Source organism: Nocardiopsis sp. NPDC006139 (assembly GCF_040614155.1).
Classification (GTDB): domain Bacteria; phylum Actinomycetota; class Actinomycetes; order Streptosporangiales; family Streptosporangiaceae; genus Nocardiopsis; species Nocardiopsis changdeensis.
Genome location: NZ_JBEXTT010000003.1, coordinates 108,055 through 130,837 on the forward strand (window position 1 = coordinate 108,055; position 22,783 = coordinate 130,837).

The following is a 22,783-nucleotide window of genomic DNA, read 5'->3' on the forward strand; positions in this document are numbered from 1 at the left end:
CCGCCGCGCCCGGACCGGACGCCGTCCGCACGCGGCGGGCGGCGTCCGCGGAACGCGCGGGTCTACCACTCGTCCTCGAACCAGCCCTCGGGGGCGGGGTCGGCGGGCAGGGGCCGGGGCTCCTGGTGGCGGCGCGAGGTGCACTCGCGGAACGGCCCGTTGTCCCCGAGCAGGATGCCCATCTGGAAGTCCAGGTGGTCCCGGTACCAGATGGCCATGCCGGTGCCCGCCTCCCAGCGCAGCACCTCCCAGGCGTGCCACAGCGCCTGGAAGCGCGACACCGCCTCGGCGTGGCGCCACCACTCCTTGCACCACCGGAACTGGCCGCCCTCGGGGCGGACGTAGACCGGCAGGAAGCGCAGCCGCACGAACTCCTCGACGTTCCGGAACACCGGCTCCGGGGCCGGGTCGCCCTCCTCCCCGTCCCCGGGGACGTCCACGCCGTCGAGGGCCTCGGAGACGTCGGGGGTCTCGTCCTTCAGCGTCCCCCCGGCCCCGGGGAGCAGGGCCCCGTCCGGCCGCTCTTCCTGTTCGGTGTCCATCGGTGTCCTGTCTCTCCTTGTCGTGGTCGTGGTCGTGTGCCGGGCCGCGGCCCCTTACCCGGCCCGGGGCCGCCCCGTCAGCGGCCGGCGGTCGACCGCCGGGTCAGGGTGCTCAGCTCGTTGCGCTGGCGCCGGTGGACGACGGTCGCCCGCCGGACCGCCGCGTTCGCCTGCACCCGGGTGCGCGGCAGCCCGACGCCGTCGCGGCGGACGGCGTCGGTCCGGCCCGCCCGGTAGGCGGCCCGCTGCTCGCGGGCCTGCTGTACGCGCTGCCGGTTCCGGTCGCGGCGTTCGTCGAGATTTCCCTGCTGTGCGCGGTCCAGGCGGGTGGCGGGGGTCCGGGCGACCGCGCGGCCGTTGGCCTCCACCGCGCGCTCCGCCTGCCCCCGGTTCTTCGGCAGGCGCGCGTCGGCCAGCTCCGGGCGCCGGTCGGGGGCGCCGGTCCCGGCCCCGGCGCGCAGGCGGGCGGCGTCCCCGTTCCCCGCCGCCACCACCGCCTCGCGGCCCTGGCGCGCCTCGTTGACCGGGAAGTCCCTGCCCCTGTCCAGCGCGTAGAGGACGGCGTCCCCCTGGGGGAAGCCGCTGCCGGTCCCCGCGCGGGCGCGCTCCTCGGCGAGCGCCAGGCCTTCGCGGTAACGGGCGTCGAACCCGGGCAGGTTCCGCCTGGCGTTGTCGATGAGCGCGGGCACGGAGCCCGCGGGGGCCCTCCCGTCGAGGGCGGCGGTGATGACCGACTCGGCGGCGTCGCGCCGCCAGTTGGGGTCGGTGCGGGCGTCCTTGAACCGGGGGACGGCCCTGACCAGCCACTCCTCCATCGGTACGGGGCGTTCGTCCGCCGACCACACCGCGCCGGCCACGGCCGTGTTCTTGTCGAGCCGGGCGGAGTGCGGGTCGCCCGCGAAGGCGCGGTCCTGGACGAGGCCGCGTTCGACGGACGCCGCGAGCTGGGGGTGCCGCTCGGCCAGGGCCTCCAGGACCCGGGCCTCGGCCTGCCGGGCCTGCGGCCCGGTGGCCTCGGCCGCGCTGAGGTAGAGCGCGCCGAGGTCGCGCGGGCGCAGCCTGCCCAGGTCGGAGCCGTCGAGGGCGCGCCGCCAGGACTGCTCGGGCGGCGTCCCGGGGTCGATCCCCTTCTCCTGGAGGGCGGCGTGCGCGGTCCTCTCCAGGTTCCCGCTCACCAGGTCCCTCTCCAGGGCCTTGGCCATCGTCGCGAAGTCGAGCCGGTCGCGGGCCTCGCGGACCTGCCGGGCGTCCGCCCCGGGCAGCGCGGCCGCCGCAGCGGCGGGGTCGGCGCCCCGGGCCAGGTGGAGGGCGGCCTGCACGAGGGCCGGGGAGCCCGCCACGTGGGTCTCGGGGAAGAACGCCTCGCCGCTGCTCTGGAGCCGGCGCCTGCGCAGGTGGCCGTGGAGGGAGGCCATGGCGAGCCAGCCGGAGTTGGTCATGCCGCCGCGCGCGATCGGTGCCCGCATGGCGGCGGCCAGGAGGGCGTCGGCCGTGTCGAGCCGTCCCCCGCCGGAGTCCGATCCCCCGCTCTCGCGGGGGCCGGTCGGCTGTTCCCGGGTGCGGCGCCGGGAACGCGCCTCCTCGTCGTCCCAGCGGCCGACGCCGCCGTTCCGTTCGCTCATCCCCTGCCTCCCGGACGCCGTCGTCCCCGTCGCAGAACCATCACACTCCATGCCCCCTTCGTTCGGACCGCTGCTCGCCCGCCCGCGACGGGGAGCCGCCCGGTGTCGGGGCCGCCTCCCCGCGGTAGGCGCGCGCGATCGCCCCGCGGAGCCCCGTCGCGGCATCCGGCCGACGCCGGCCGGGCACCACGGCCTCCGACGCGGGCGCGGGGGCGGGAGCGGTGCCGCCCGCCCCGGAGAGCCCCGCCCGCCGTTCCGCCGCGGCGAGCCGGCTCTCGAACCCGGCGAGGCTCGCCCGCTCCCGCCCGCGGTCCTCCCGGAGGAGCGAGCGCAGCTCGCCGCGGGGCATGCGGGCGCCCAGCAGGCCCTGAAGCGCTTCCTTCCTCCGGCCGAGCTCCGCCAGGCGGTCCGCTCTGGCCGCCTTGACCTCCGGCCGGGCGGCGGCCGCGTCCGCTTCGGCCTCGGCGGACGCCTCGGCGGACGCGGCCTCGATCCGGCGCACCTCGGCGGTGCTGTCGGTGCGGGCGCGGTCGACGAGGGCGCTCCCCTGGGCTGAGGCGAGGCCGACGCCCCGCTCCCCTTCCTTCCGGGCGGCCCGCATGTGCCCGGCGGCCTCGGCGGGGGCGAGGGTGAGCGCCCTGTTCTCCGCGTCGCGGACCAGTGCCCTGCCGGTGCCCTCCGCGCGCTCCACGAGCCCCTCGGCCTCGGACCGCGCGTGCCGGACCGCTTCCGCTCCGCGCGCCCGCGCGGCGCGGACCCGGGCCTCGCCGTCCCGGCGGACGCGCTCCACGTGCTCATCGATCCTGATGCTGCTGCCCACGCCCGCTATGTACGCCTGTGTCCGGGACTCCTCGACCTCCTTGAGCCGTCTCCTGATCCCCAGGTCCCGCATGGGGCTGCCCTCGGCGTCCCGGCCGTCGCCGGCGCCCGGCGGGAGCCCGTGCGGGGGACGCGCCCGCTCCGCGGAACCCCGCTTCAGAAGCGGTCCTGCTTCGCCGTCTGCCATGGCCTGGTCCTTCCGTGGGGGGTGGGTTCGGGCGGGCGCCGCCGTGCTCCGGCCCGCGCCGGCCGGCGGTGCGTGCGGACGTTCACGAGCCGCCCGCCCTTCTCCTGGGGGCGGGGACCCGCACCGGGGCGCGGCGCTGCGCGGGGACCGCCCTCCCCCGGTTGCGTCCGACCGCCCCGCCGAGCCTCAGGCCGGGGCCGCGTCCGGCCGCGCCGCCCAGCCGCAGCCCGGGGATGCGCGGGCGGGGCGCCGGGGTCGCGGCCGGCGAACCGGCCGGCGCGGGGCGCACGGGCGCCGGAGCGGGCCCCAGGCTCTGCTCCGCCGCCGCGATCCTGCCCCGGAACCGGCGGGTCGCCTCCCGCCCCTGGCGGTGGTCCGCGCGCAGGCGGGCGTGCAGGGCGCGCGGCGCCAGGCGCTGCCCGCGCAGGTCCCGCACCTCGGAGGCCCTGCGGTCGAGGTCCGCCAGGCGCTCCGTGCGCGCGGCGTCGATCTCCCGCAGGGCCGCACCCGCACGGGTCACGGCCTGCCGGTTGTCCCGGTCGCGGTCGGCCCGGGCCCGGACCACCTCGGCGTCGGCGGACGCGCGGACGCGGTCCACGACGGCGTCGCCGCGCTGCCGCGCCCGGTCGACGCGCCGGTCGCGGGCCTGCTCGGCGGCGCGCACGCGCGCGTCGGCCTGCGCCGGGGGGAGGTTGCGCGCCTCCCAGCGCGCACGCCGGACACCGGCCTCGCCGGTCCGGCGCGCCTGGTCGGTGAGCCGACCGGCCCGCTCCCGGGCCTCCCCGACCCGGGCGGCCCGGCGCCGCACGGCCTCCCGGACCCGGGCGTCGCCGTTCTCCCGGACGGCGGCCACGCGGTCCTCGACACGCCCCAGGGCCTGTTCGGCCTCCCGGTCCGTCCTCTTCTTCGCGCGTTCGATGCTCGCGAGCCGGGCCCTGATCCGCCAGCGCTGTACCGGGCGGCCCCGCCGGAGCGACCAGCGCAGCACGAGGAAGGAGACCCGGAGGGCGAACCGCGAGAGCCGGGACACCGCTTCGGCCAGGGCCCTGAGCACGGCCCCCAGCAGTTGGAGGATCCAGTCCGCGAACCTCTTCAGGCCCTCGAGCGCGGCGAGGGCCTCCGGGGCGACCTGCCCGCCGCCGTCCGGGAGCCCGGGGGCGGCGGGGGCGCCCCCGGAGGGCCGGGGGGTCAGTCCGGCGGCCTCCTGGGCCAGGGAGGAACCGCTGCGCTCCCGGTCGCGGGAGCGCGTGTGCTCGGGCGGCTGCGCCGCGTCGGCTCCGGCCATGTCCTACTCCTTCTCCGCGACGGCCGCACCGCTGCGGCGGCCGCCGTAGCGCTTGCGGGCCCCGCTGGTGATGAGCGCCTCTGCGGCCTTGATCTCGGCGGAGATCAGGGGGGCGCGGCGGTCCCGGTACCACGGGAGCATCCGCAGGATGGTGGGCTTGGCGGCGGTGGCGAAGAGCAGGCAGTCGCCCTTGTCGATCCGGCGGATGTCCGAGCCCTGGAGGATCTCCTGCCGCCGCAGCTGCACCGAGTGGTTGCCCTTGCCCTCGCCGTAGCTGAAGGACGTGGTGGACACGTCGTGCTGGCCGACGAGCTTGGAGAGGGCGTCCACGATCTTGTGGTCGTCGAGTCCGGCGCCGAACACCTTGACCGTGGCGGCGGACCACATCGCCTCCATGCCGTTCTCCGTCCACACCCGCACGCCCTGGCGGTGGCTCTGGAGGATGGTGACCGGCACGATGCCCCGCGACCCCAGGTGGGAGTACATGTCGGGCAGGTCGGCGATCTTGCAGATGTTCGCGGCCTCGTCCAGGACCGCCACCAGCGGCGGGTCCAGGCGGCCGCCCTGCGCCTCGGAGGCCTGCTCGCCGGCGAGGAAGATCGCGTCCGTGAGCGCGGCGATGAGCGGCGCGGACGCCGCCCGGGACTTGCTGAGCAGGTGCAGGGTCTGCCGGGTGGTGACGAAGGAGCGCGGCTGGAACTCCGGGAAGGGGTCGCCCTCCTGGGGCGTCACCCACCGCATGATCTCGGGGTCGTCCAGGCAGCGGGCGGCGGTGCGCGCCGTGGTGTAGATGCCGTCGCGGGTCTCCGCGACGATGTTCTGCGTCTCGCGCAGGGCCTCGGCGTAGGCGGTGAACCCGTGCTCGAACAGGATGTCCACCGGCTGGGGCAGCTTGGTGTCGTGGAGCCACTCGCCGACCTCCCGCAGCGACCGGCCGTCCAGGGCGGCGGCCAGGATGAGCTGGGAGAGCAGGGCGCGGGCGGCGGGCCCCCACATGTCCTTCTTGGAGTCGTCGTCGATGGTGAGGACGAAGTGCCCGGCGAGCCGGTAGGCGTCCTCGACGCCGCGCACCTCCGCCAGCGGGTCCCACCAGAACTCCTGCTCCTGGTGGGTGATGTGCTGGGGGTCGAACAGCCACACGCGCTCGCCGGTGGTCCGCTGCCGGATGGCCGCCGTCGCCGACCAGACGTCGGCCTTGTTGCTGGTGGCCAGCGCCGCGCCGGGCGCGTCCAGGACGTAGGGGATGGCCATCGCGGTGGTCTTGCCCGCCCGGGGCGCCATGAAGGCGAGGACGGTGTCCTCCCACGAGGCGAACAGGCGCTTGCCGACCCGCTCCCCTCCCATGCGGACGTCCCCGAGGGCCAGGCCCACGTCGGCGTCCCCGAGCGACCGCCCCCGGGACCCGGCCAGGGAGCGCCGCCGCAGGCGGACGGCCTTGTCGGCGGCCTCGGGTCGGGCCAGCTCCGAGACGGTGTCGTTGTCCTTGTTCAGAGCGCCGACCGCGTCCGGCTGCCCGTACAGGGCGTCGCGCAGGCGGGCCAGGGCCCACCACACCGCCGTGACGGACGCGGCGGCCAGGAGGGTGAACACCACGAGGACCGGGACCGTGGGCACGCCCGGCCACACCGCCGCGGTGTCCCGCATCAGGAGGGAGTAGGCCCACAGGGGGCCGAAGGGGGTCACCGTCCCGCCCAGCACCGCCGCCACGAGGCGGGCGGAGAGCCAGAACAGGAAGAACAGGCCGACCACGCCCCAGAGCGCGAGCAGGACCAGCAGGGGCGGCGCGCCCGCCGCGGCCACCCCGCCCTTCACCTGGTACTTCGGACGTTCACGGGCCACGGTTCACTCCCTCCGGATCGCCTGGTCGGTGTCGTACAGGGCGAGCTCGTCACGGGTGAGGGTCATCTGCACCGGGATGCCCAGGCGCTCCGCACCGGTCTTGATCAGGTACTTGCCGCGGCCCGGGTGGCGGGCCCCGGGCTGCCAGGAGTCGGGTGAGGACCAGGAGGAGACCAGCCCCTGTTCGGGGGCGGTCATCGGGGTGATGCGGTTGACGGCCGCGAGCTCGCGCGGCGGCAGGCCCGCCAGGACGGTGATGGCGGAGCGGTCCACGAACCCGCGCGCCTTGGCCCGGTCCTCCTCGGTGGCCAGGGCCTCCAGGTCGTTGAGGGAGTGCGTCACCATGACCGAGGCCATGCCCTTGGAGCGGTTGAGCCGGGTGAGGGAGTCGGCGAACTCCACCAGGCCGGGGGCGCCGCGCAGGGCCCGCCACAGCTCGTCCATGACCCCGATGTAGGAGCGGCGCCGGATGACGCCGTGCTCGGACAGGACCGCGGCGGCGTCCACCATCCCGAATCCGTAGCTCCACGTGCAGAGCATGGCGGCGGTGAGGAGCTTGTCCCCGGCCGCGCCCACGCGGGAGATGTCGACGCTGATCCCCGGGGCCTCCAGGTCGAGCGGTGTCGTGGTCTCGCCGTCGAAGACCCCCGCCAGGGAGCCCGTGCACAGCAGGCGCAGCGTGAAGACGAGGTCGTCGACGCGCTTGTCGTACTGGTCCCGGGTGTCGGCGCGGGCGAACGACCGCAGCGAGTCGGGCCCCTCCTCCACGACGTTGAGCACGTCGATGACGGTGGGCTGGCGCAGGCCGGCGAGCCGCTCGTCCAGCAGGTCGATGGCCGCGCCGAGCACGACCTCCTCGGAGTTGGCGATCCGCCCTTCGCGGACCAGGGTGCACAGCGCCATGAGCAGGGAGATCCGGCGCGAGCGCACCTCCCAGCGCAGCTTCTCCCGCTCCATGTCGGTGAGCCGCCCCATGACCTGGCCCAGGGGCCCGGCGTCGAGCGGGTTGATCCGGTCCAGGCCCCGCCCGATGCGCACCACCTGGCCGCCCAGGTGGGCGATGAGGTCGCTGTAGTCGGGCTTGGTGTCGCCCAGGATGATCGCCTGGGAGCCGAACGACACGGCGCCGGTGACCAGCCGCTTGACGAACGTGGACTTGCCCGTGCCCGGCTGGCCCAGGACGAAGCACCCGGGGTTGGTGATCAGCCCCGCGCGCAGCCACGCCATCGGGTCCAGGCAGACGACCTCGCCCGAGAGCAGGTCGCGGCCGATGGGGGTGCCGATCGCGGGCGGCTTGCTGCTGGTGACGAAGGGGAACAGCCCGCACGCCTGCGCGGTGGTGGCCTGGTACTCCACGACGTTGGGGATGTTGGGCGAGGCCCCGCCGCCCCGGTGGCGCCAGCCGAGCAGGGGGGCGATGACCTCGCGGTCCCGCTCCGCCGACCGGTCGGGCGCGGCCGTCTCCTGCTGCTTCTTGCGCTTGAGCCGCCTGCGCTCCTCGCGCTGCTGGCGGCGCTCCTCCGCCCGGCTCTGCCTGTCGACGATCGCCATCGGTGTCTCCTAACCCATACCGCGCTGGACGAGAAACGGCGGGCACACGCCCAGGGGCAGGGTCGTGGCGAACGCGACGTCCTGGCTGCCCCAGGCCCGGCGCAGCCGGATCCGGGAGGTCTCGGCCGCCGACTCCGTGTGCGCGATCGCCTGCTGCATCTTCTGCTCGTCGTCGACGGTCGCCGTCGTGTACAGGCTCACCTGCACCAGGCCTGCGCCGCGCGTCTCCTCCTGCGCCGCCTGCCGCGCGTAGGCCAGGTCCTGCCGGTCCCGGGCGCTCACCCGGTGGCGCACCCGGAAGGACAGCTCGCTCTTGTACTGGGCGGCGGCGTTCTGCGCCTCCAGGGCGCGGGCCGCCGCGGCCGCCGGCCAGGGCCGGAACAGCAGGGTGGTGCGCTTGACCCAGCGGGTCGGCGAGAGCAGCTCGGCGAGCACCGTGCTGGTGACGTGGGTGCGCGGCGCCTCCTGCCAGATCCACGAGACGCTCGTGCCGCTGTCGTGCGTGTAGCGGTCGTGGTGCGCCTCGGCCTCGACCGGGGTGGCGTCCGTCCAGTCGACGCTGCCGATGCCCTCGGGGGTCTTCTGGAGCAGGGAGCTGAGGTCGTTGAGCGCCGTCGGGTCGTAGGCGGAGCGCACCATCGCGACGAGCTGCTCCGGGGTGGCCCGGCCCAGGACCGAGACGCCCGAGCCCGCCAGGGAGGTCTCGATCTGGTTCAGGTACCCGTTGATCTCGACCGCGGCCTGCATGCGGTCCTTGGGGGCGGTGGGGAACCTCCGCGGGTCGTAGGTGATGCTGACCCGGGTCTCCACCTGGGCGCTGACGGTGGGCGCGTTGACGACGAGGTCGTGCATGATCTTGCGGGCGGCCTCGGGGGAGGCCGGATCGATCTCCGCCTCGACGCGGTGGCGCAGCGTACTGCCCGGGTCGGGCCGGGACTCGACCGTCACCGTCACCCACTGGACCCACGGCATGTACCCGAGGGAGGCCAGCCACTGGTGCCAGCCCGCCACCCAGGTGTCGACGTCGGAGGGCTCGGCGAGCCACACCGAGTTGGACGACACCAGGACCGTCGCGGTCATGTGGCCCAGGCGCCGGTTCCAGGCCAGCCCGAACCGGCCGCCCCGGCCGTCCTCGCAGGAGAGCAGGGTGACGGGGGCCAGCACGCCGGGCAGCTGGAAGGCGCGCGGGTGCTCGACCATGACGCCCGCCCGGTAGCGGGTGTGACCGAGCGCCTTGGCCCACCACCAGCGCAGCCGGGTGAGCAGGAAGCTCAGCAGGGACTCGCCCTGCACCGGCACCGCGGCCAGCACGAACGCCACCGCCATGACCGGCAGCAGGTACAGGGCCAGCCCGGGGGCGAACAGCCCGGCCAGCATCAGCAGGATGAGCCCCGCGAAGAGGACGAGGGTGGCGGTGAGGCCGAGCCCGAAGAGCCCGATGCTGCGGCGCTTGCGCCACCCCCCGTACGTGCGGACCACCTAGACCATCCTTCCGTCGGCTCCGGTGGGCGCGTCCGCGCCCGCCGCTCCCCCGGGGCCGGCGGTCGACACCGAGCCCCCCGTGTCCAGGGACGCGCCCTCCGAGACGCTCCCCCCGTACGAGTCGCCGCCCCCCGCGTAGGAGGCGCCCGGAGCGCCGGGGTCGGCCCCGCCGCCCCCGCCGCCCTCGACCGCTCCCGAGGCGGAGACGTAGGACGCCTCGGAGGCCGAGGTCGTCGAGCCGACCGACTCCGACGCGCCCGGGGCCGCCGATCCCGAACCGCCCGGGAGGGCCGAGTCCGCGCCGGCCTGCGCCGTCGGGTCGCCGCCGGTCCCCTCGGGGAGCCCGGCGTCGCCGGTCCCGTCGAGGGCGCCCCCGGCCTCGGGGGCCCCGGCCGCGGCGAGTCCGGCCGTCGCGGCCGTTCCGGCCCCGGTACCGCCCTGGCCGCCCAGGGTCCCCAGGGCGCCCCGGTCCGCGGCACCGGTCGCCGGGCCGGAGTCGCCGGCCTGCTGCACCCCGCCCCCGCTCCCCCCGTCGAGGTTGCGGGCCACCCCGGAGGCACGCTCGTTGGCCCCGGCGGCGGCCGCCTGGAGGCCGCCGGACCCTCCGGAGTACGAGGCCGGGGAGCCGTCGGTGCCCCCGCCGACCCCGGCGGAGGAGCCGCCGCCCTCCGAGGCGCCGCTGCCACCGCCCCCGCCTCCGCTCCCACCGCCGCCGCCGGTGATGGAACCGATGCCCCCCGCGGTGAGGGCGACCATCCAGACCCCGGCCGAGCCCATCAGGCGCATCAGCACGGGGAGGGAGCCGGTGGCCAGGAGCATCACGCCGGCGCCCACCAGGTACGTGGACAGCCCGTTGCTGGTGTCGTCGCCGGTGGTGCCGAGGAGGACCAGCCCGACCAGGTAGATCATCAGCAGCAGCGGCTTGTACAGGATGCAGGCGAACAGCCAGCCGATGACCTTGGGGAAGATCCGCAGGCCGGGCACCATCGTGCTGGCCGCCGCCAGCGGCAGCAGGCAGGCCAGGAGGTAGACGATCGCGTTCAGCACGGACAGGATGACCATCTGCGCGATGAGCCCGAGGATCACGGCGAGGGAGACGAGGTTGGTGAACGCCTGGCGCGCGGCGTCGTTGTCGAACCCCAGGGCGTCCTCGTCGGCGCCCACCCGCATGATGCTGGGGTAGACCTCCCGTGCCGACGAGAGGAGGTTGATCGGCCCCTCGCTGTTGTTCAGGTGCGGCCGCTGCCCCTGGTAGGTCGGCGCGTCGATGATCATCTGGGTCAGCGCGCTGCCGAAGGCCATCAGGACGTAGACGAGGAAGAGCCCGGCGAAGGTCGTGATGATCACCGACAGCAGGCCGCGGACCAGGTCCATCATCGGGTCAAGGCGGCGGGTCCAGAGCAGCCGGACCGCCGCCAGCAGGATGCCCAGGGTCGCCAGGAAGAGCACCAGGGGGTTGAAGATGTTCTGGATGTGGAGCACGCCCTCGTCGACGACGAGCAGGCCGCCCGTGGGCGGTCCGTTCGCGTCGGCGCCGATGGGCGGCCTGCTCCCGCCGAGGATCAGCAGGTCGAACATCCGCTCGGTGACGCCCTGAAGGCTCTCACCGACCCATTCGTCCATGTTCATTCGCCTCGCCCCCTCTCCTCCAGCCGCCCCGGTCCCTCCCGGTCGCGCCGGCCCTCATTCGTCCGTCAGTCCGGGCAGTAGTCCTGCGGGAAGTCGCCCACCTCCCGGTTGGCCTCCACCCAGGCCGGGTACTGCGTGCAGATGTAGTAGCGCTTGACGGCGCCCTCCCCCCGGCCGGCGGCCAGCTGGTACTTGCGCGGGACCTCGTCGAAGTCGTCGATGGCGTCCTTGCACGACTTCGCGGTCTCGTTCAGCAGGCTCGACGGGAGGTTGGCGCAGTGGTAGGTCGCCCAGACCCAGTCGGACCTCCCCATGAGGTCGCGATCGTCCCCCCGGGGGGTGCAGGGGGAGTGCTCGAAGTTGTTGTGCACGTCCGCGAAGCCCGTGACGAAGCAGTACTCGTAGCAGTCCGCGGCCCCGTCGTAGGTGCACCGCACGTCGTCGGCGCCGGTCAGGGGGAGGGTGTGCGAGAGCTCGGTCCACCGGTCGGAGTCGGGGCAGACGTACGTGCTCGTATCGGGGTCCCTGAGCCCGCCCTCGCAGGAGCTCTCCTGCTCCCTGGCGGCCTGCTCCTGGACGACGCGCTCGACGAGGTTCCCCAGGTCCTCCTCGGTGTCGTGCCGTGACCCCTGGAGGAGCACCGCGGCCAGGGAGCCCGCGGCGATGAGCAGGATGATCCCGAGGATGACCCAGGGGAGCTCGGCCATGCCGCGCGCGGCGATCCAGGGGTCGCCGGTGAAGTTGGCGTGGATCATCCGCCCGCCGATGATGATCAGCGCGAGGACCCCGACGACCGCGCCGAGGCCGACGACGTAGCCCAGCAGCTCGTTGCCCGCGCGCTCGAACTGCACCAGGGCCGCGGCGGAGTCGATGCCCGTGGCGGCGTCGGAGGCCGCCCGGTCCGAGAACCGGTACGCGGAGTACGTCATCACGTCTTTCCCGTCGTCATGACAGTGCGGTTCACACCCCGAGCAGCGTGGTCACGATGGGGACGGCGACGAGCATCAGCGAGACGCCCATGATGGTCCACAGGGCGCCGCTGACGCCCTCGGCGGCCATCTCGGAGCGGCCCAGCCTGCCGGCGGCCATCTTCCCCGCGGAGTACAGCAGCCCGATGACCCCGACCACGACGACGACCCCCTGGGCGAAGTTGAGCAGTCTCCCGATGGGGTTCCCCGAGGGGTTCTGCTCGCCGTTCTGCGACCAGGCCGGCATCCGGGGTTCGGGGTCCCAGGTCACTTCGAGGGGGAGGGAGGCGGCCAGGTGGGCGGCGTCCGCGAGGACGGCGAGCGCACCCGCCATCAACCGCCGCCCACGTTGGCGACGGCCCGGATCACGGGCACGGCGACGAGCATCAGGGAGATGCCCATGATGGTCCAGACGAGGCCGCCGACACCGTCGGCGGCCAGGTCGGAGCGGCCGAACTTGCCGATGGCCATCTTCCCGGCGGCGAAGAGCACGCCGATGATGCCGATGACGACGATGATGCCCTGGCCCCAGTTGATGGCGGTGCCGATCGGGTCGTCGCCCTCGTCGAAGTCGGGCAGTTTGGGGTCGGTGGTCCACCCGAAGTCCATGGGGACCATGGCCAGGTGGTTGGTCAGGTCGGCCGCGACCTGGAGGTATCCGTCCATGCTCATCCGTTCTCGTCAGCCTGCGGGGTGGGGGGTCCGGACCCCGGCCGCCGCCGTGATCCGGGCCAGGGCCCGGGACGCCTTGCCCGGCAGCTTCACCCTCGCCGCCTCGGCCGCGTCGACGTAGCGCAGGCCCGGGACGAAGGGGAAGCGGATCGGGGGCCCGGTGCGCTCGCCCACCAGGCGCAACCGCGCCGAGGACTCGGGGGGTTCAGGGCCGGAGCCGTCGGCCACGACCACCAGGGCGGCGGGGCGCAGCCCGTTGTGCTCCAGGACGTTGACGACCTCCGCGAGCCGCGTCGTCGCGGTGATGCCGTCCCGGGTGACGAGGACCAGGGGGCGGCCGAAGACGGAGATCAGGTCGCGGTCGGGCGTGTAGGCGCCGAGGTCCCAGGGGGTGCCGAGCAGTGCGGCCAGGGTGGTCGCGCCCGCTCCTCCGTGGCAGCCCAGGACCACGGCCTCCCCGAGACCGCTCCCGGAGGACGCGGTGGAGGCGCCGCGCACGTCATCGGCGTCGATGGGTCGCCTCCTCATCTGGTCCTCCCCGGGTCGCTCGGTCCGTTCCGCCGGAAGGGACGACGGGTCCGACGGGGTTCGGAGAACGTCCCGTCACTCGGAGCCTCGCCATTCGCGACGTCCGAAAATCGGCGTCCGCGGACAGGAGATAACGGACGGTGATGCCGCTGGGCCGGGGCGGGGGTCGAACAGCAGGCCATATATACCGCAAAGGCATAAAACCCCTCAAGTGACCAGTATCACATTCGTCACTTTGAGCAATGGACCGCATGGACTCTCCGTTGAAAATGCGAAAAAGAGGGACCTTTTCTCGGTCACCATGCGGAATTCGGAAACTCCGAACCGTGATCGCGCTTGGTCGACCACAACCTTTCGCCAGGAGACCCATTCGGGACTTCTTGCCCGCGAACAATGGAACACTCAAGGGTTTATCTAAAAGTTATCCTCGTTCACGCTGCGTCACCATATCCGGACGCCGTAATCCATTGCCGTACCGGAACGCCCTCTGTATGGATGTACCGGATGTCCAGGAGCGGAACGGCGGGTCCAGCATGAGCGACTTCACCAGCGGTTCACGCGAGAAAACGATCGTGATCGCGATCATCGCGGCCCTGGTCGTCGCCCTCGTCCTGCTGTTCCGGCAGCTCTCGGGCGGTTCCGACGCGGAGGAGCCCGACCCCGGACCCGGAGCGGAGGCCCCGGCGACGCAGGCCCCCGGCGAGCCCGTGGACGACGTCCTGGCGCTCATGCCCCACTCCGAGGACGAGCTCCGCGCCGGCGCCGAGAGCGCTCGGAGCTTCGTCGCCGCCTACACCGAGGTCCGCCCCGAGGAGACCGACGAGGAGCGCCTCGCCCGGCTCTCGCCCCTGGTGTCCGAGGAGTTCTTCGGAGCCGTGGAGGCCCTCGTCATGGGCGCCCCCACCAGCGCCGTCCCCCGGGGGAACCCCCAGGCGCTGCGGTCGGACGCGGTGGTCACCGGCATTCGCAACATCGGGGAGGGATCGGTGATCTTCGAAGTGGAGGCGCGGTTCATGACCGACACCGGGGACGACGGGGGGAACGAGCCCGTGTCGTACGCGGTCACCATGGTCCCCGAGGAAGGGGGCTGGGCCGTGTACGCCTTCCAGGGAGCCGCCGTCGGGGACATCGCGGAGACCGGGTGAGCACCCGGGCGCGTACACGGGCGAAGGCGCTGTGGTCCCGGCTGGTCACCCTCGTCCTGCCCGCGGGCGGACGCGACGGCGACCGGGGGTCGGCCGCCCTGCCGCAGGGCGGCGGGGCCGCCCGGGTGGGCGGGGGCGTCACCGCGCTCGCCGTCATGGGGGGCATCGCCTACGCCGCCACGATGTGCGGCCCCACAGGGGCGACGAGCACCGCTGCGGGCGACTTCGGCGCAGCGGCCACACCGGGTGGTGTGATCCAGGCTTCCGCTTCGACCGACTGCTACCGTCCCGCCCCGTCGACGCCGACGACCATCACCATCAGCGCGCACGGGGAGCCGGGCTCCTCGACCAAGACCGTCCGCGTCGACGTCCCCGCCGACATTCTGCGCATACACCGGAGCGCGGCAGAGGCGTACGACCTCCCCTGGGAGCTGATGGCGGCCATCGGGGCCATCGAGACCCAGAACGGCAACTATGTCTCTACCGACCCCCAGTGGCACTCAGGGCTGTGCTGGGGCCAACGCAACCCCTACGGGGCCGCGGGGATCGTGCAGTTCGGTGTCCAGGACCCGGTGACCGGGCAGGTCGGCGGCCGGCTCGGTAACGCGAGCAACGCCTGGGGTGGCAAGCCCGATGAACCGGTCTCGGCGCGCGTGCCCTACGACCACAAGGTCGGCACAATGCCCGCGAACCCCCGGTACTTCGGCATCGATGGGAACGCCGACCAGAGGGTCAACGTCTGGGACCCGGCGGACAACATCACCTCCGGGGCCTTCCGCATCGCCTACTACGCCCGCCAGGCCGAGCAGAAGGGCTCGTCCTCCGTCTGCGGGCGGAGCGACCTGACCCCCATGCAGTGCACGGTTTTCCGGCACAACCCCGCCAAGTGGTACGTCGACCAGGTCTTCGAGGTCGCCGAGTACTACCGGAACTCGGGGATCGCCCCGACCTCCCCCTCCCTGAACATCGTCCAGGCGTCCTCGGGCTCCTCCGACCGGGAGTGCGAGGGCGGGGGCGGCGCCACGCAGGCGGCGTTCCTCGGGGACGTCGGCGAGGCGCACCGGAGGGCGGTGGAGTTCGCCCGGGCCCAGCTCGGCAAACCCTACGTCTGGGGCGGCCGGGGTCCCGACTCCTTCGACTGCTCCGGGCTCACCCAGGGGGCGTGGCGGGCGGCCGGGGTGCAGATCCCCTGGGTGACGACCACCCAGTGGGACCCGGACCATCCGGACTACCGGGGAGGGACGGCCGAGCGCGTCCAGGAGGGCAGCCTGGACGTCTCCGTCCTCCAGCCCGGCGACCTGCTCTTCTTCCACACCAACCCGGGCGCGGCCAGCCCCTCCCATGTCGGCATCTACGCCGGCGGGGGCATGATGGTCCATGCGGCGAACTCCCGCAAACCCATCGAAGAGGTCCCCCTGGACTCGCAGTACTACCGCTCCTCCTACATCGGCGCCGTGCGGATCACCCCGGACGGCGACGGACCGGACTCCATGCAGGTGTGACCCCCCGCCCCCGCTCCCCGCAACCGCACCCGATCACAAAGGACGATCCGCCATGGCCTTCTTCGTACCCCTCCTCGCCGCCGCGGGCGGCACCGCCCTGCGGGCCGCCGGCGGCCGCGCCCTGAGCTTCCTCGGCAGCCGGGGGGCGAGCTGGCTCGCCGCCCGCGGCGGCTGGGGCGGCCTGGCGAAGGGCATCGGCAGCGGCGCGCTCGGCTTCGGCCTGGGCGCCCTCAAGCTCGGAGCGAGCGCCCTGCCCGCCATGGCGGGTATGGCCATGAGCGCCGGGGCCACCGTGCTGGGCGCGGCCGGGGCCGCCCTCGGCGGCGCCACCAGCCTGCTCGGAATGCTGGCGAGCGCCTTCGAGGGCGCGGGGTCGGGACAGTCGTACGGCATGTCGGGTCCGGCGCTGAGGGGCAAGGGCAAGGGGGCCACACCGCTGCACGCCTGAATCCGGCCCCGGCGCGCCCGCGCCGGGGCCGACACCTCCGCCTCCCTCCCTCACCACCCCGGAAACCGCACTGTGAACACGCACGCCGCCACGGCCCCCGCCCTCCCGCTGACCATGGACGACGCGGTCATCCGCGCCGACCTGTTCGACGGTGTCGCCGCCTCGGTCGAGACCGCCCTGCTGGGCAAGTCCGAGGTCGTGCGCCTGGCCCTGGTCGCCATGCTGTGCCAGGGGCACGTCCTGCTGGAGGACGTGCCCGGCACCGGCAAGACCACGCTGGCCCGCGCCGTCGCCGCCGTCGCGGGCGGCGACTGGCGCCGCGTCCAGTTCACCCCCGACCTGCTGCCCTCCGACGTCACCGGGGTGACGATCTTCAACCAGGCCACCCGGGAGTTCGAGTTCCGGCCCGGCCCGGTCTTCGCCAACGTCGTCGTCGCCGACGAGATCAACCGGGCCTCGCCCAAGACGCAGTCGGCCCTGCTGGAGGTCATGGAGGAGCAGGCGGTCACGGTGGACGGCGAGCGGTACGCGGTGCCCTCCCCGTTCCTGGTCGTGGCCACCCAGAACCCCGTGGAGATGTCGGGCACCTACCGGCTGCCCGAGGCCCAGCTGGACCGCTTCCTCATGCGCCTCTCCCTGGGCTACGCCGACCCGGCCGCGGAGATCGCCATCATGCGCGGGGAGACGCTGACCTCCCCGGACGACCTGAAGCCCGTCCTGAGCGCGGAGGAGGCGGAGCTGCTGCGCGGGGACGCGCGGCGGGTGTTCGTCCACGACTCGATCTACGAGTACATCCTGCGCGTCGCCCACGCCACCCGCGACCGCGCGGAGCTGAGCGTGGGCCTGTCCACCCGGTCCACGGTGGCGATGGCGCGGACGGCGAAGATGTTCGCGCTCGCCTCCGGGCGCCCCTACGTGGAGCCCGAGGACGTCAAGTACCTGGCCCGCCCGGTCTGGGCGCACCGGCTGGTCCCCTCCCCGGAGGCGTCGATCGGCGGCCGGGGCGGCGCCGACGTGCTGGAGGAGATCCTCCGCGACACCCCCGCGCCCACGCCCGGCCGTCCCGCGGGCCCGGCGGCCGGCTGATGCCGACAGCACGGGGCCTGGCCGTCGCCGGGACCGGTGTCCTGCTGCTCGTGCTCGGCGTCCTGTCCGAGTACCAGGAACTGGCCCTGCTCGGCGGCGTGGCCGTGGCGGCGGTCGTCCTGGCCGTGGTGGCGGTGGGGCGGCCGGCGGCCGTGGCCGTCGAGCGCTCCCCCTCCGCGGTCCGCACGTCCCCCGGCGCCGCCGTGGACGTGCGGCTCTCCCTGCGCAACGCCGGGCGGCGGGCCGTCCGCGCCGCCGACCGCGTGGGCGGCCACCGGGGCGAGCGGCCGGTGCGGCCGCAGCGGCTGGCGGGGCGGGCCGCCGCCGAGGTCCACTACCGGTTCCGGCCCGGCCGCCGCGGCCTCGTCCGGCTGGGCCCGCTGCGCGCGGGCCGCTCGGACCCGCTGGGGCTGGCCGCGGCGTACCGCGACCACGGGGACACGGACCTGGTCTGGGTCCACCCCCGGTGGGAGCCGCTCGGCTCGGTGCCGGTGGGCCGGCGCGCCGACCCCGACGGCGAGGCCGACGGGGCGCCCTCCGGGGCCCTGACCTTCCACACCCTGCGCGACCACGTCCCCGGGGACGACCTGCGGCACGTCCACTGGCGCAGCTCGGCCCGGCTGGACCGGCTCGTGGTGCGGGAGTACATCGACGTCTCCCAGCCGCGGCTGCACGTCATCGTCGACGACCGGCCCGCCCCGGGCGGCGAGGACGCGCTCGACGAGGTGGCGAGCGTGGCCGCCTCCCTGGTGGGGACGGGGGTGGGCGCGTCCATGCACTGCGAGCTGTGGCTGGTGAGCGGCCGGGGGCGCGACTCCGCCGGCGGGCTGCCGCCGATGCTCGACCTGCTCGCCGAGGCGGTCCCCTCCCCGGACGCCGACCTGGAGGGCGCCCTGCGCCTGGCCCGGTCCCGGCCGGCCGGGGACACCGCGATCCTGGTGGGGGGCGCGCTCGGCACCGCCGACCTGCGGTCGTTCGGCCGGCTGGAGCACCACTACTCCTCCCTGGTCGCGATCTCCCTCGGAGCGGCGGAGCGGCCGGCGGCGCCGCCGTCGGTGACGCTGCTCTGCGCCGGGGACGCGCGCGGTTTCGCGGAACGCTGGAACGGAGCCCCATGGTCACGCTGACGCGCGAGCGCGCGGACGCCTCCCCCGGCGGGACCGGCGGGGGGCGCGCGGTCCCGCGGACGCTCCTGGCGGCCGCGGGCCTGGTCCTGGCCTCCTCCGCCGGAGGCGTGGCGCTCGCCCCCGGGTACGCGACACCCCTGCCGGTGCAGGTGGTGCTGCCGGCGTGCGCGCTGCTCGCCGTGCTGGTGACGCTGGCGGCCCGGGCCCGGCTGCGCCCGTCCCTGGTGGTCCCGGCCGGGCTCCCGCTGCCGCTGGCGGCGGTCGTCGTCTGCGCCGTCCTGCTCCCGGGCCAGGGGACGGGCGTGGTCGACTCCACGGTCGAGGCGCTGGTCCACTCCGGCGCCCGGATCCTGACCAGTGCCGCGCCCACGCCGCTCAGCGTGGACACGCTCACGGCTCCGCTGCTGGCCACCTGGCTCGCCGGGGTCGGCTCGGTGCTGCTCTGGCACGGGCGACGGCCCGCGCTGGCGATCCTGCCGGGGCTGCTGTGGCTGGTGGGAGCGGTGGTGCTCAACGGGCCGGTGGCCCCGCCCGGGTTCCCCTCGATCGGGCTCGTGGCGGTGGCCGCGGTGCTGCTGATGTCCGCGGTCTCCGCCGAACGCCCGCCGCCGGGGGCGGACGGTCCGACGGCCGCCGACCTGGTGGTCGAGGACGGCACCCCGGAGGGAGCGGCGCCGGGCGGGCGGGCCGGCCGGTTCCTGACGACGGTGCTCGTCACCGTCCTGGCGGCCGCCGTCACGGTGTTCGGCGGCCCGGTGCTCCTCGCGGACTGGGAGGCCCGGCCGCGCGACCCGCGCGAGGCCCTCACCCCGCCGCTGGCCCCCGAGGCCGCCCTGAACCCGCTCGGCCACCTCTCCGAGTGGGCCGCCGCCCCGGACGTCCCGCTGCTGACGGTGCGGTCCGAGGAGCCCGTCGAACTGCGCTGGGTCGCCCTGGCGGACTTCACCGGCACGACGTGGCTGCCGGAGGGGGGCTACCGGGCCGCCGGAGAGGTGCTCCCCGCGCCGGTGCCCGCGCCGCCGCACGCCGTCCGCGGCAGTGCGGAGGTGGCCGTGGGCGAGGAGCTGCCCGGCGGGTGGGTCCCGGTCGTCGGGGCCCCGCGCACGATCGACCTGCCCTCCGTGGGCCACGACGCCCGGTCGGGGGTGGTGGTGCTCCGGGAGGGCCCGGTCGCGGGCACGGAGTACACGGTCACCGGGGACGTGGGCGACTGGCGGCCCGCGGAGCTGGAGACGGCGCACGTCCCGGCGGGCCCGGAGTTCGACCGGTACCGGGAGCTGCCCCCGGGGGCTCCCCCGGTCCTGAACGACGTGGTCGCCGCGGTCTCCGGCCAGGGGCCGCCCTACGAGCGGGCCCGGCTCATCGCCGAGTACCTGCGCGAGTCGCACCACTTCTCCGCAGAGTCCCCGGGCGGCCACGGGTACGCCCACGTCGCGCGGGTGCTGGCGCCGCCCGGGGAGCAGGGCGGCGGGGGGACCTCCGAGCAGTTCGCCAGCGCCTTCGCCCTGCTGGCCAGGGCCGCCGGGCTGCCGAGCCGGGTCGTCGTCGGCTTCGGCCCGGGGGACGGCGCCGAAGACGGCGCGCACACGGTGCGCACCGGCGACGCCGTCGCGTGGGGCGAGGTGTACTTCGAGGGCTTCGGCTGGGTGCCCTTCTCCGTGACCCCCGGCGAGGAGGGCGAGGAGGCCCCCGAGGAGACGTCCGCCGGCACGGCCGGCGACGAGGACGGCCCGGAGGCGGAGAGCCAGGGGGCGCAGGGCGGCGGGGCCCAGGGGTCGCAGGAGCGGCCGCCGGAGCGCGAGGACGCGTGGACCCGGCCCGCGCTGTTCGCGGGCACCGCGCTGCTCGCGGCGGCGGTGGCGGTCCCGGCGGCGCGGCTGGCCCGGAGGTGGCTGCGGCTGCGGACCGGGTCCCCCGAGCGCCGGGTGCTGGGCGCCTGGTGGGAGCTGCGGGACACGCTGCGCCAGTGCGGGGCGCCGCTCCCGGCCGGACGGACGGTGGGCGAGACCCTCGCCGCGGTCGACGGCCTGCTCCCCGCGGGGGCGGGCATCGGGCTGGACCGGCTGGGCCGGGCGGTGAACTGGATCGGGTTCGCCGAGAACGCCCGGGTGAGCCGGGAGGCGGCGGCCGACGCCGCCGCAGCAGTGCGGCGGTACTCGTCCGGGCTGCGCCGGACCCGCGGCCGGGCGCGGCGGGCGCTGTGGTGGTTCGACCCCCGGCCGCTGTTCTGGCGGGCCCGGTGAGCGCCGCCGCGGTGGGGGGCTTCGTGGATGGACCGGTCGTGAGGAGGTACGGGCGATGGACCGGATGACGTCCGGCGGCAGCCTCGTGGAGGGGTTCCACTCTCTGGAGGTGCTGCACCGGGGTGCGGCCGCCACCGTCTACCGGGCCGTCCCGGACGGCGGCGGCGACCCGGTCGTCCTCAAGGTGGCGCGCATGGCCGGCGCCGCGCCGGAGCGGGCGCGGGTGCCGGAGGACGTGCCCGGGGCGGTGCGGGTGCTGGCCGCCGGGAGCACGCGGTCGGGGCGGCCCTTCGTCGCCATGCCCCTGTACGGGGACGGCGACTACGCGGGGGTGCTGGACCGCCGCCACCCGCTCCCCCTGCCGGAGGTCGCCCGGGTCGGGTCGGTCGTGGCCGGGGCGCTGGAGGCGCTGCACGCGGCCGGGCTGGCGCACCACGCCGTGGAGCCCTCGCACGTCCTGCTCGGCGGCGGGGAGGTCGCGCTCACCGGCCTGGACCGGGTGCTGCCGCTGGGGACACCCGGGCCCGCGCCGGACGCCGCCGCCCTGCCCCACACCCCGCCGGAGGCGGTGGACGGCCGGGCGGCGACCCCGGCCTCCGACGTGTACCGGCTGGCCGCCACGCTGTGGACGCTGCTGGCCGGGCGCCCGCCGTTCGCCGACGGCCCCGCGGACCTGTTCTCGCTCCGGGAGCGGGTGCTCACCGAGGTGTTGCCGCCTCCGCGCGCGGACCTGCCCGACGCGTGGTGGTCGGTGCTGTCGCGCGGCCTGGCCAAGGACCCCGCCCTGCGCCACCCCGACGCGGCCGCCTTCGCCGCCGCCCTCCGAGCCGCCACCCCGGGCGCGGTGCCGACTCCGCCCGCACCGCCCGTCCCCGAAGCCCCACCTGCGACGCCCGTGACCCCTGCGGCGCCCGAGGCCCCTGTGGCGTCCGTGGAGCGGGAGGTGCCCACGGCGGAGGCGGCGGCCTCAGACGCCGCGCCCGTGACACCTGCGACACCCGCGACGGAAGCGCCGCCCGCAGAAGCGGCCGCAGTCCCCGGCGCGCCTGTGCCCCCTGAGACACACGTGACCCCTGCGACCGCGACGCACATGGCCCCTGCGGCCCCTGTGGCGTCCGTGGAGCAAGAGGTGCCCACGGCGGAAACGGCGGTCTCAGACGCCGCGCCCGCGATGCCTGCGGCGCCCGCCGGGGAAGAGCCGGGGGCGCCGCCTGTGGTGGAGGCGCCCGGGGAGGCGTCCCCGGCTGCGGCGGAGCCGACGGTCGGGTCCGGGCCGCGCACCGACCCCGCTCCCCCTCCGGCGGAGCCCCCTGCCCCCGCGAGGCCGACGACCGCTCCTGTGTCGCCCACCCCCCGGTCACCGGTCCCGGGCACGCCCTCCGAGACCCGGGGCGGCGCCGTGGAGCCGACCGCCGCGGCGCCCCTCCCGGCGAAGACGGACCCCGTGCCCCGGGACCCCTGGCACGGCATCGTCGACCGGACCCCGTCGACGCCCCCCGTCGTCGCCCGGCAAGCGGCGCCGCCGCCCGGCGGGCGGCCCCCGGGCGGCGCCCCGAGCGACCCCTGGCACGGCCTGCTGGAGCCGGGTACCCCCGGCGCCGGCCCGCGACCGGAGCCGGACGAGGGCGCACCGCGCTGGGGCACGCTCCGGATCGTGGTCGCGGCGGCGTCCGTCCTCGTCATCGTCCTGGGCGTGGCGACCTTCCTCAACCCGGGCCCGGTGGCGGCGGTGCTGGGCGCGGTGGGCCTCATGTCCCGCGAGGAGGCGCCCCCTCCGGGGGCCGAGCTGCCGGAGGCGTCGGAGGTCCCCGGCGCCGCCATCGACCCGGAGTCGGCGCCCGCGGACGTGGCCCTGGAGGACTCCGGCGAGGCCGTGGTGCTGACCTGGACGGCGGCCCCCGGCGCGGAGTCCGCCCCCCATCACGTCGTGGGCGGCCCCGCGGGCGACACCCCCGCCTCGCTCGCCGACGCGGCGGCGGGCACGGCCGAGGCCCGGGTGGAGGGGCTCGACCCGGAGACGGAGTACTGCTTCATCGTCATCGCCGTCCTGGGCGCGGACACCATCGCCCACTCCGAGGAGGTCTGCACCGAGCGCGGCGCGGGCTGAG

General features: G+C 75.6%; 19 protein-coding genes. 7 read left to right on the forward strand and 12 right to left on the reverse strand.

The features are described 5' to 3' along the window. Window positions 1-62: 62 nt before the first annotated feature. From ABZ249_RS04870 to ABZ249_RS04925, 12 genes are all read right to left on the reverse strand, one after another. Window positions 63-542, reverse strand: a complete 480-nt coding sequence (locus tag ABZ249_RS04870; protein WP_355257367.1) for a DUF4913 domain-containing protein — start codon at window positions 540-542, stop codon at window positions 63-65. 77 nt (window positions 543-619) lie between these two features. Then, window positions 620-2,164, reverse strand: coding sequence for a hypothetical protein (locus tag ABZ249_RS04875; RefSeq protein ID WP_355257370.1), 1,545 nt, complete (start codon window positions 2,162-2,164; stop codon window positions 620-622). Window positions 2,165-2,204: 40 nt separating this feature from the next. Continuing rightward, on the reverse strand, window positions 2,205-3,170 hold the full coding sequence (locus ABZ249_RS04880) for a hypothetical protein (RefSeq protein ID WP_355257373.1): 966 nt from the start codon (window positions 3,168-3,170) through the stop codon (window positions 2,205-2,207). Between the two features lie 82 nt (window positions 3,171-3,252). Further along, entirely contained in the window at window positions 3,253-4,455 is a 1,203-nt protein-coding gene (locus tag ABZ249_RS04885; RefSeq protein WP_355257376.1) for a hypothetical protein, read from the reverse strand. 3 nt (window positions 4,456-4,458) lie between these two features. After that, a complete protein-coding gene (locus ABZ249_RS04890; protein ID WP_355257379.1) occupies window positions 4,459-6,294 on the reverse strand; it encodes a TraM recognition domain-containing protein in 1,836 nt (611 codons plus the stop codon). Window positions 6,295-6,297: 3 nt separating this feature from the next. Next, window positions 6,298-7,845 (reverse strand): hypothetical protein, encoded by a 1,548-nt coding sequence (locus ABZ249_RS04895; RefSeq protein WP_355257382.1) that lies wholly within the window; start codon window positions 7,843-7,845, stop codon window positions 6,298-6,300. A gap of 9 nt (window positions 7,846-7,854) precedes the next feature. After that, entirely contained in the window at window positions 7,855-9,324 is a 1,470-nt protein-coding gene (locus tag ABZ249_RS04900) for an SCO6880 family protein (protein WP_355257385.1), read from the reverse strand. Next, window positions 9,325-10,956 (reverse strand): hypothetical protein, encoded by a 1,632-nt coding sequence (locus tag ABZ249_RS04905; protein ID WP_355257388.1) that lies wholly within the window; start codon window positions 10,954-10,956, stop codon window positions 9,325-9,327. Window positions 10,957-11,021: 65 nt separating this feature from the next. Continuing rightward, the gene (locus ABZ249_RS04910) at window positions 11,022-11,885 is read right to left on the reverse strand and encodes a hypothetical protein (RefSeq protein ID WP_355257391.1); all 864 of its coding nucleotides are present in this window, start codon (window positions 11,883-11,885) and stop codon (window positions 11,022-11,024) included. 31 nt (window positions 11,886-11,916) lie between these two features. Further along, window positions 11,917-12,258 carry a hypothetical protein gene (locus ABZ249_RS04915; protein ID WP_355257394.1) on the reverse strand — a complete coding sequence of 114 codons (342 nt, stop codon included), beginning with the start codon at window positions 12,256-12,258 and terminating at the stop codon, window positions 11,917-11,919. Continuing rightward, window positions 12,258-12,596, reverse strand: coding sequence for a hypothetical protein (locus tag ABZ249_RS04920; protein WP_355257397.1), 339 nt, complete (start codon window positions 12,594-12,596; stop codon window positions 12,258-12,260). The genes ABZ249_RS04915 and ABZ249_RS04920 overlap by 1 nt, the downstream gene beginning before the upstream one ends. 9 nt (window positions 12,597-12,605) lie before the next feature. Beyond that, window positions 12,606-13,124: a hypothetical protein gene (locus tag ABZ249_RS04925; protein ID WP_355257400.1), complete on the reverse strand. Its 519-nt coding sequence runs from the start codon at window positions 13,122-13,124 to the stop codon at window positions 12,606-12,608. A gap of 491 nt (window positions 13,125-13,615) precedes the next feature. On the opposite strand from ABZ249_RS04925, the gene ABZ249_RS04930 reads away from it, so the two are divergent. From ABZ249_RS04930 to ABZ249_RS04960, 7 genes are all read left to right on the forward strand, one after another. Continuing rightward, window positions 13,616-14,269, forward strand: a complete 654-nt coding sequence (locus tag ABZ249_RS04930) for a hypothetical protein (RefSeq protein WP_355257403.1) — start codon at window positions 13,616-13,618, stop codon at window positions 14,267-14,269. Continuing rightward, window positions 14,266-15,771 (forward strand): C40 family peptidase, encoded by a 1,506-nt coding sequence (locus tag ABZ249_RS04935; RefSeq protein WP_355257406.1) that lies wholly within the window; start codon window positions 14,266-14,268, stop codon window positions 15,769-15,771. The genes ABZ249_RS04930 and ABZ249_RS04935 overlap by 4 nt, the downstream gene beginning before the upstream one ends. 52 nt (window positions 15,772-15,823) lie before the next feature. Beyond that, complete coding sequence (locus tag ABZ249_RS04940; protein WP_220564438.1) at window positions 15,824-16,219, forward strand: hypothetical protein; 396 nt, start codon at window positions 15,824-15,826, stop codon at window positions 16,217-16,219. Between the two features lie 72 nt (window positions 16,220-16,291). After that, window positions 16,292-17,305 (forward strand): MoxR family ATPase, encoded by a 1,014-nt coding sequence (locus tag ABZ249_RS04945; RefSeq protein WP_255646971.1) that lies wholly within the window; start codon window positions 16,292-16,294, stop codon window positions 17,303-17,305. Next, the gene (locus ABZ249_RS04950; protein WP_355257410.1) at window positions 17,305-18,432 is read left to right on the forward strand and encodes a DUF58 domain-containing protein; all 1,128 of its coding nucleotides are present in this window, start codon (window positions 17,305-17,307) and stop codon (window positions 18,430-18,432) included. The genes ABZ249_RS04945 and ABZ249_RS04950 overlap by 1 nt, the downstream gene beginning before the upstream one ends. Continuing rightward, on the forward strand, window positions 18,420-20,675 hold the full coding sequence (locus ABZ249_RS04955) for a transglutaminaseTgpA domain-containing protein (protein ID WP_355257412.1): 2,256 nt from the start codon (window positions 18,420-18,422) through the stop codon (window positions 20,673-20,675). Before ABZ249_RS04950 ends, ABZ249_RS04955 begins: the two co-directional genes overlap by 13 nt. 55 nt (window positions 20,676-20,730) lie before the next feature. Next, window positions 20,731-22,782 (forward strand): hypothetical protein, encoded by a 2,052-nt coding sequence (locus ABZ249_RS04960; protein WP_355257415.1) that lies wholly within the window; start codon window positions 20,731-20,733, stop codon window positions 22,780-22,782. Window position 22,783: the final 1 nt, after the last annotated feature.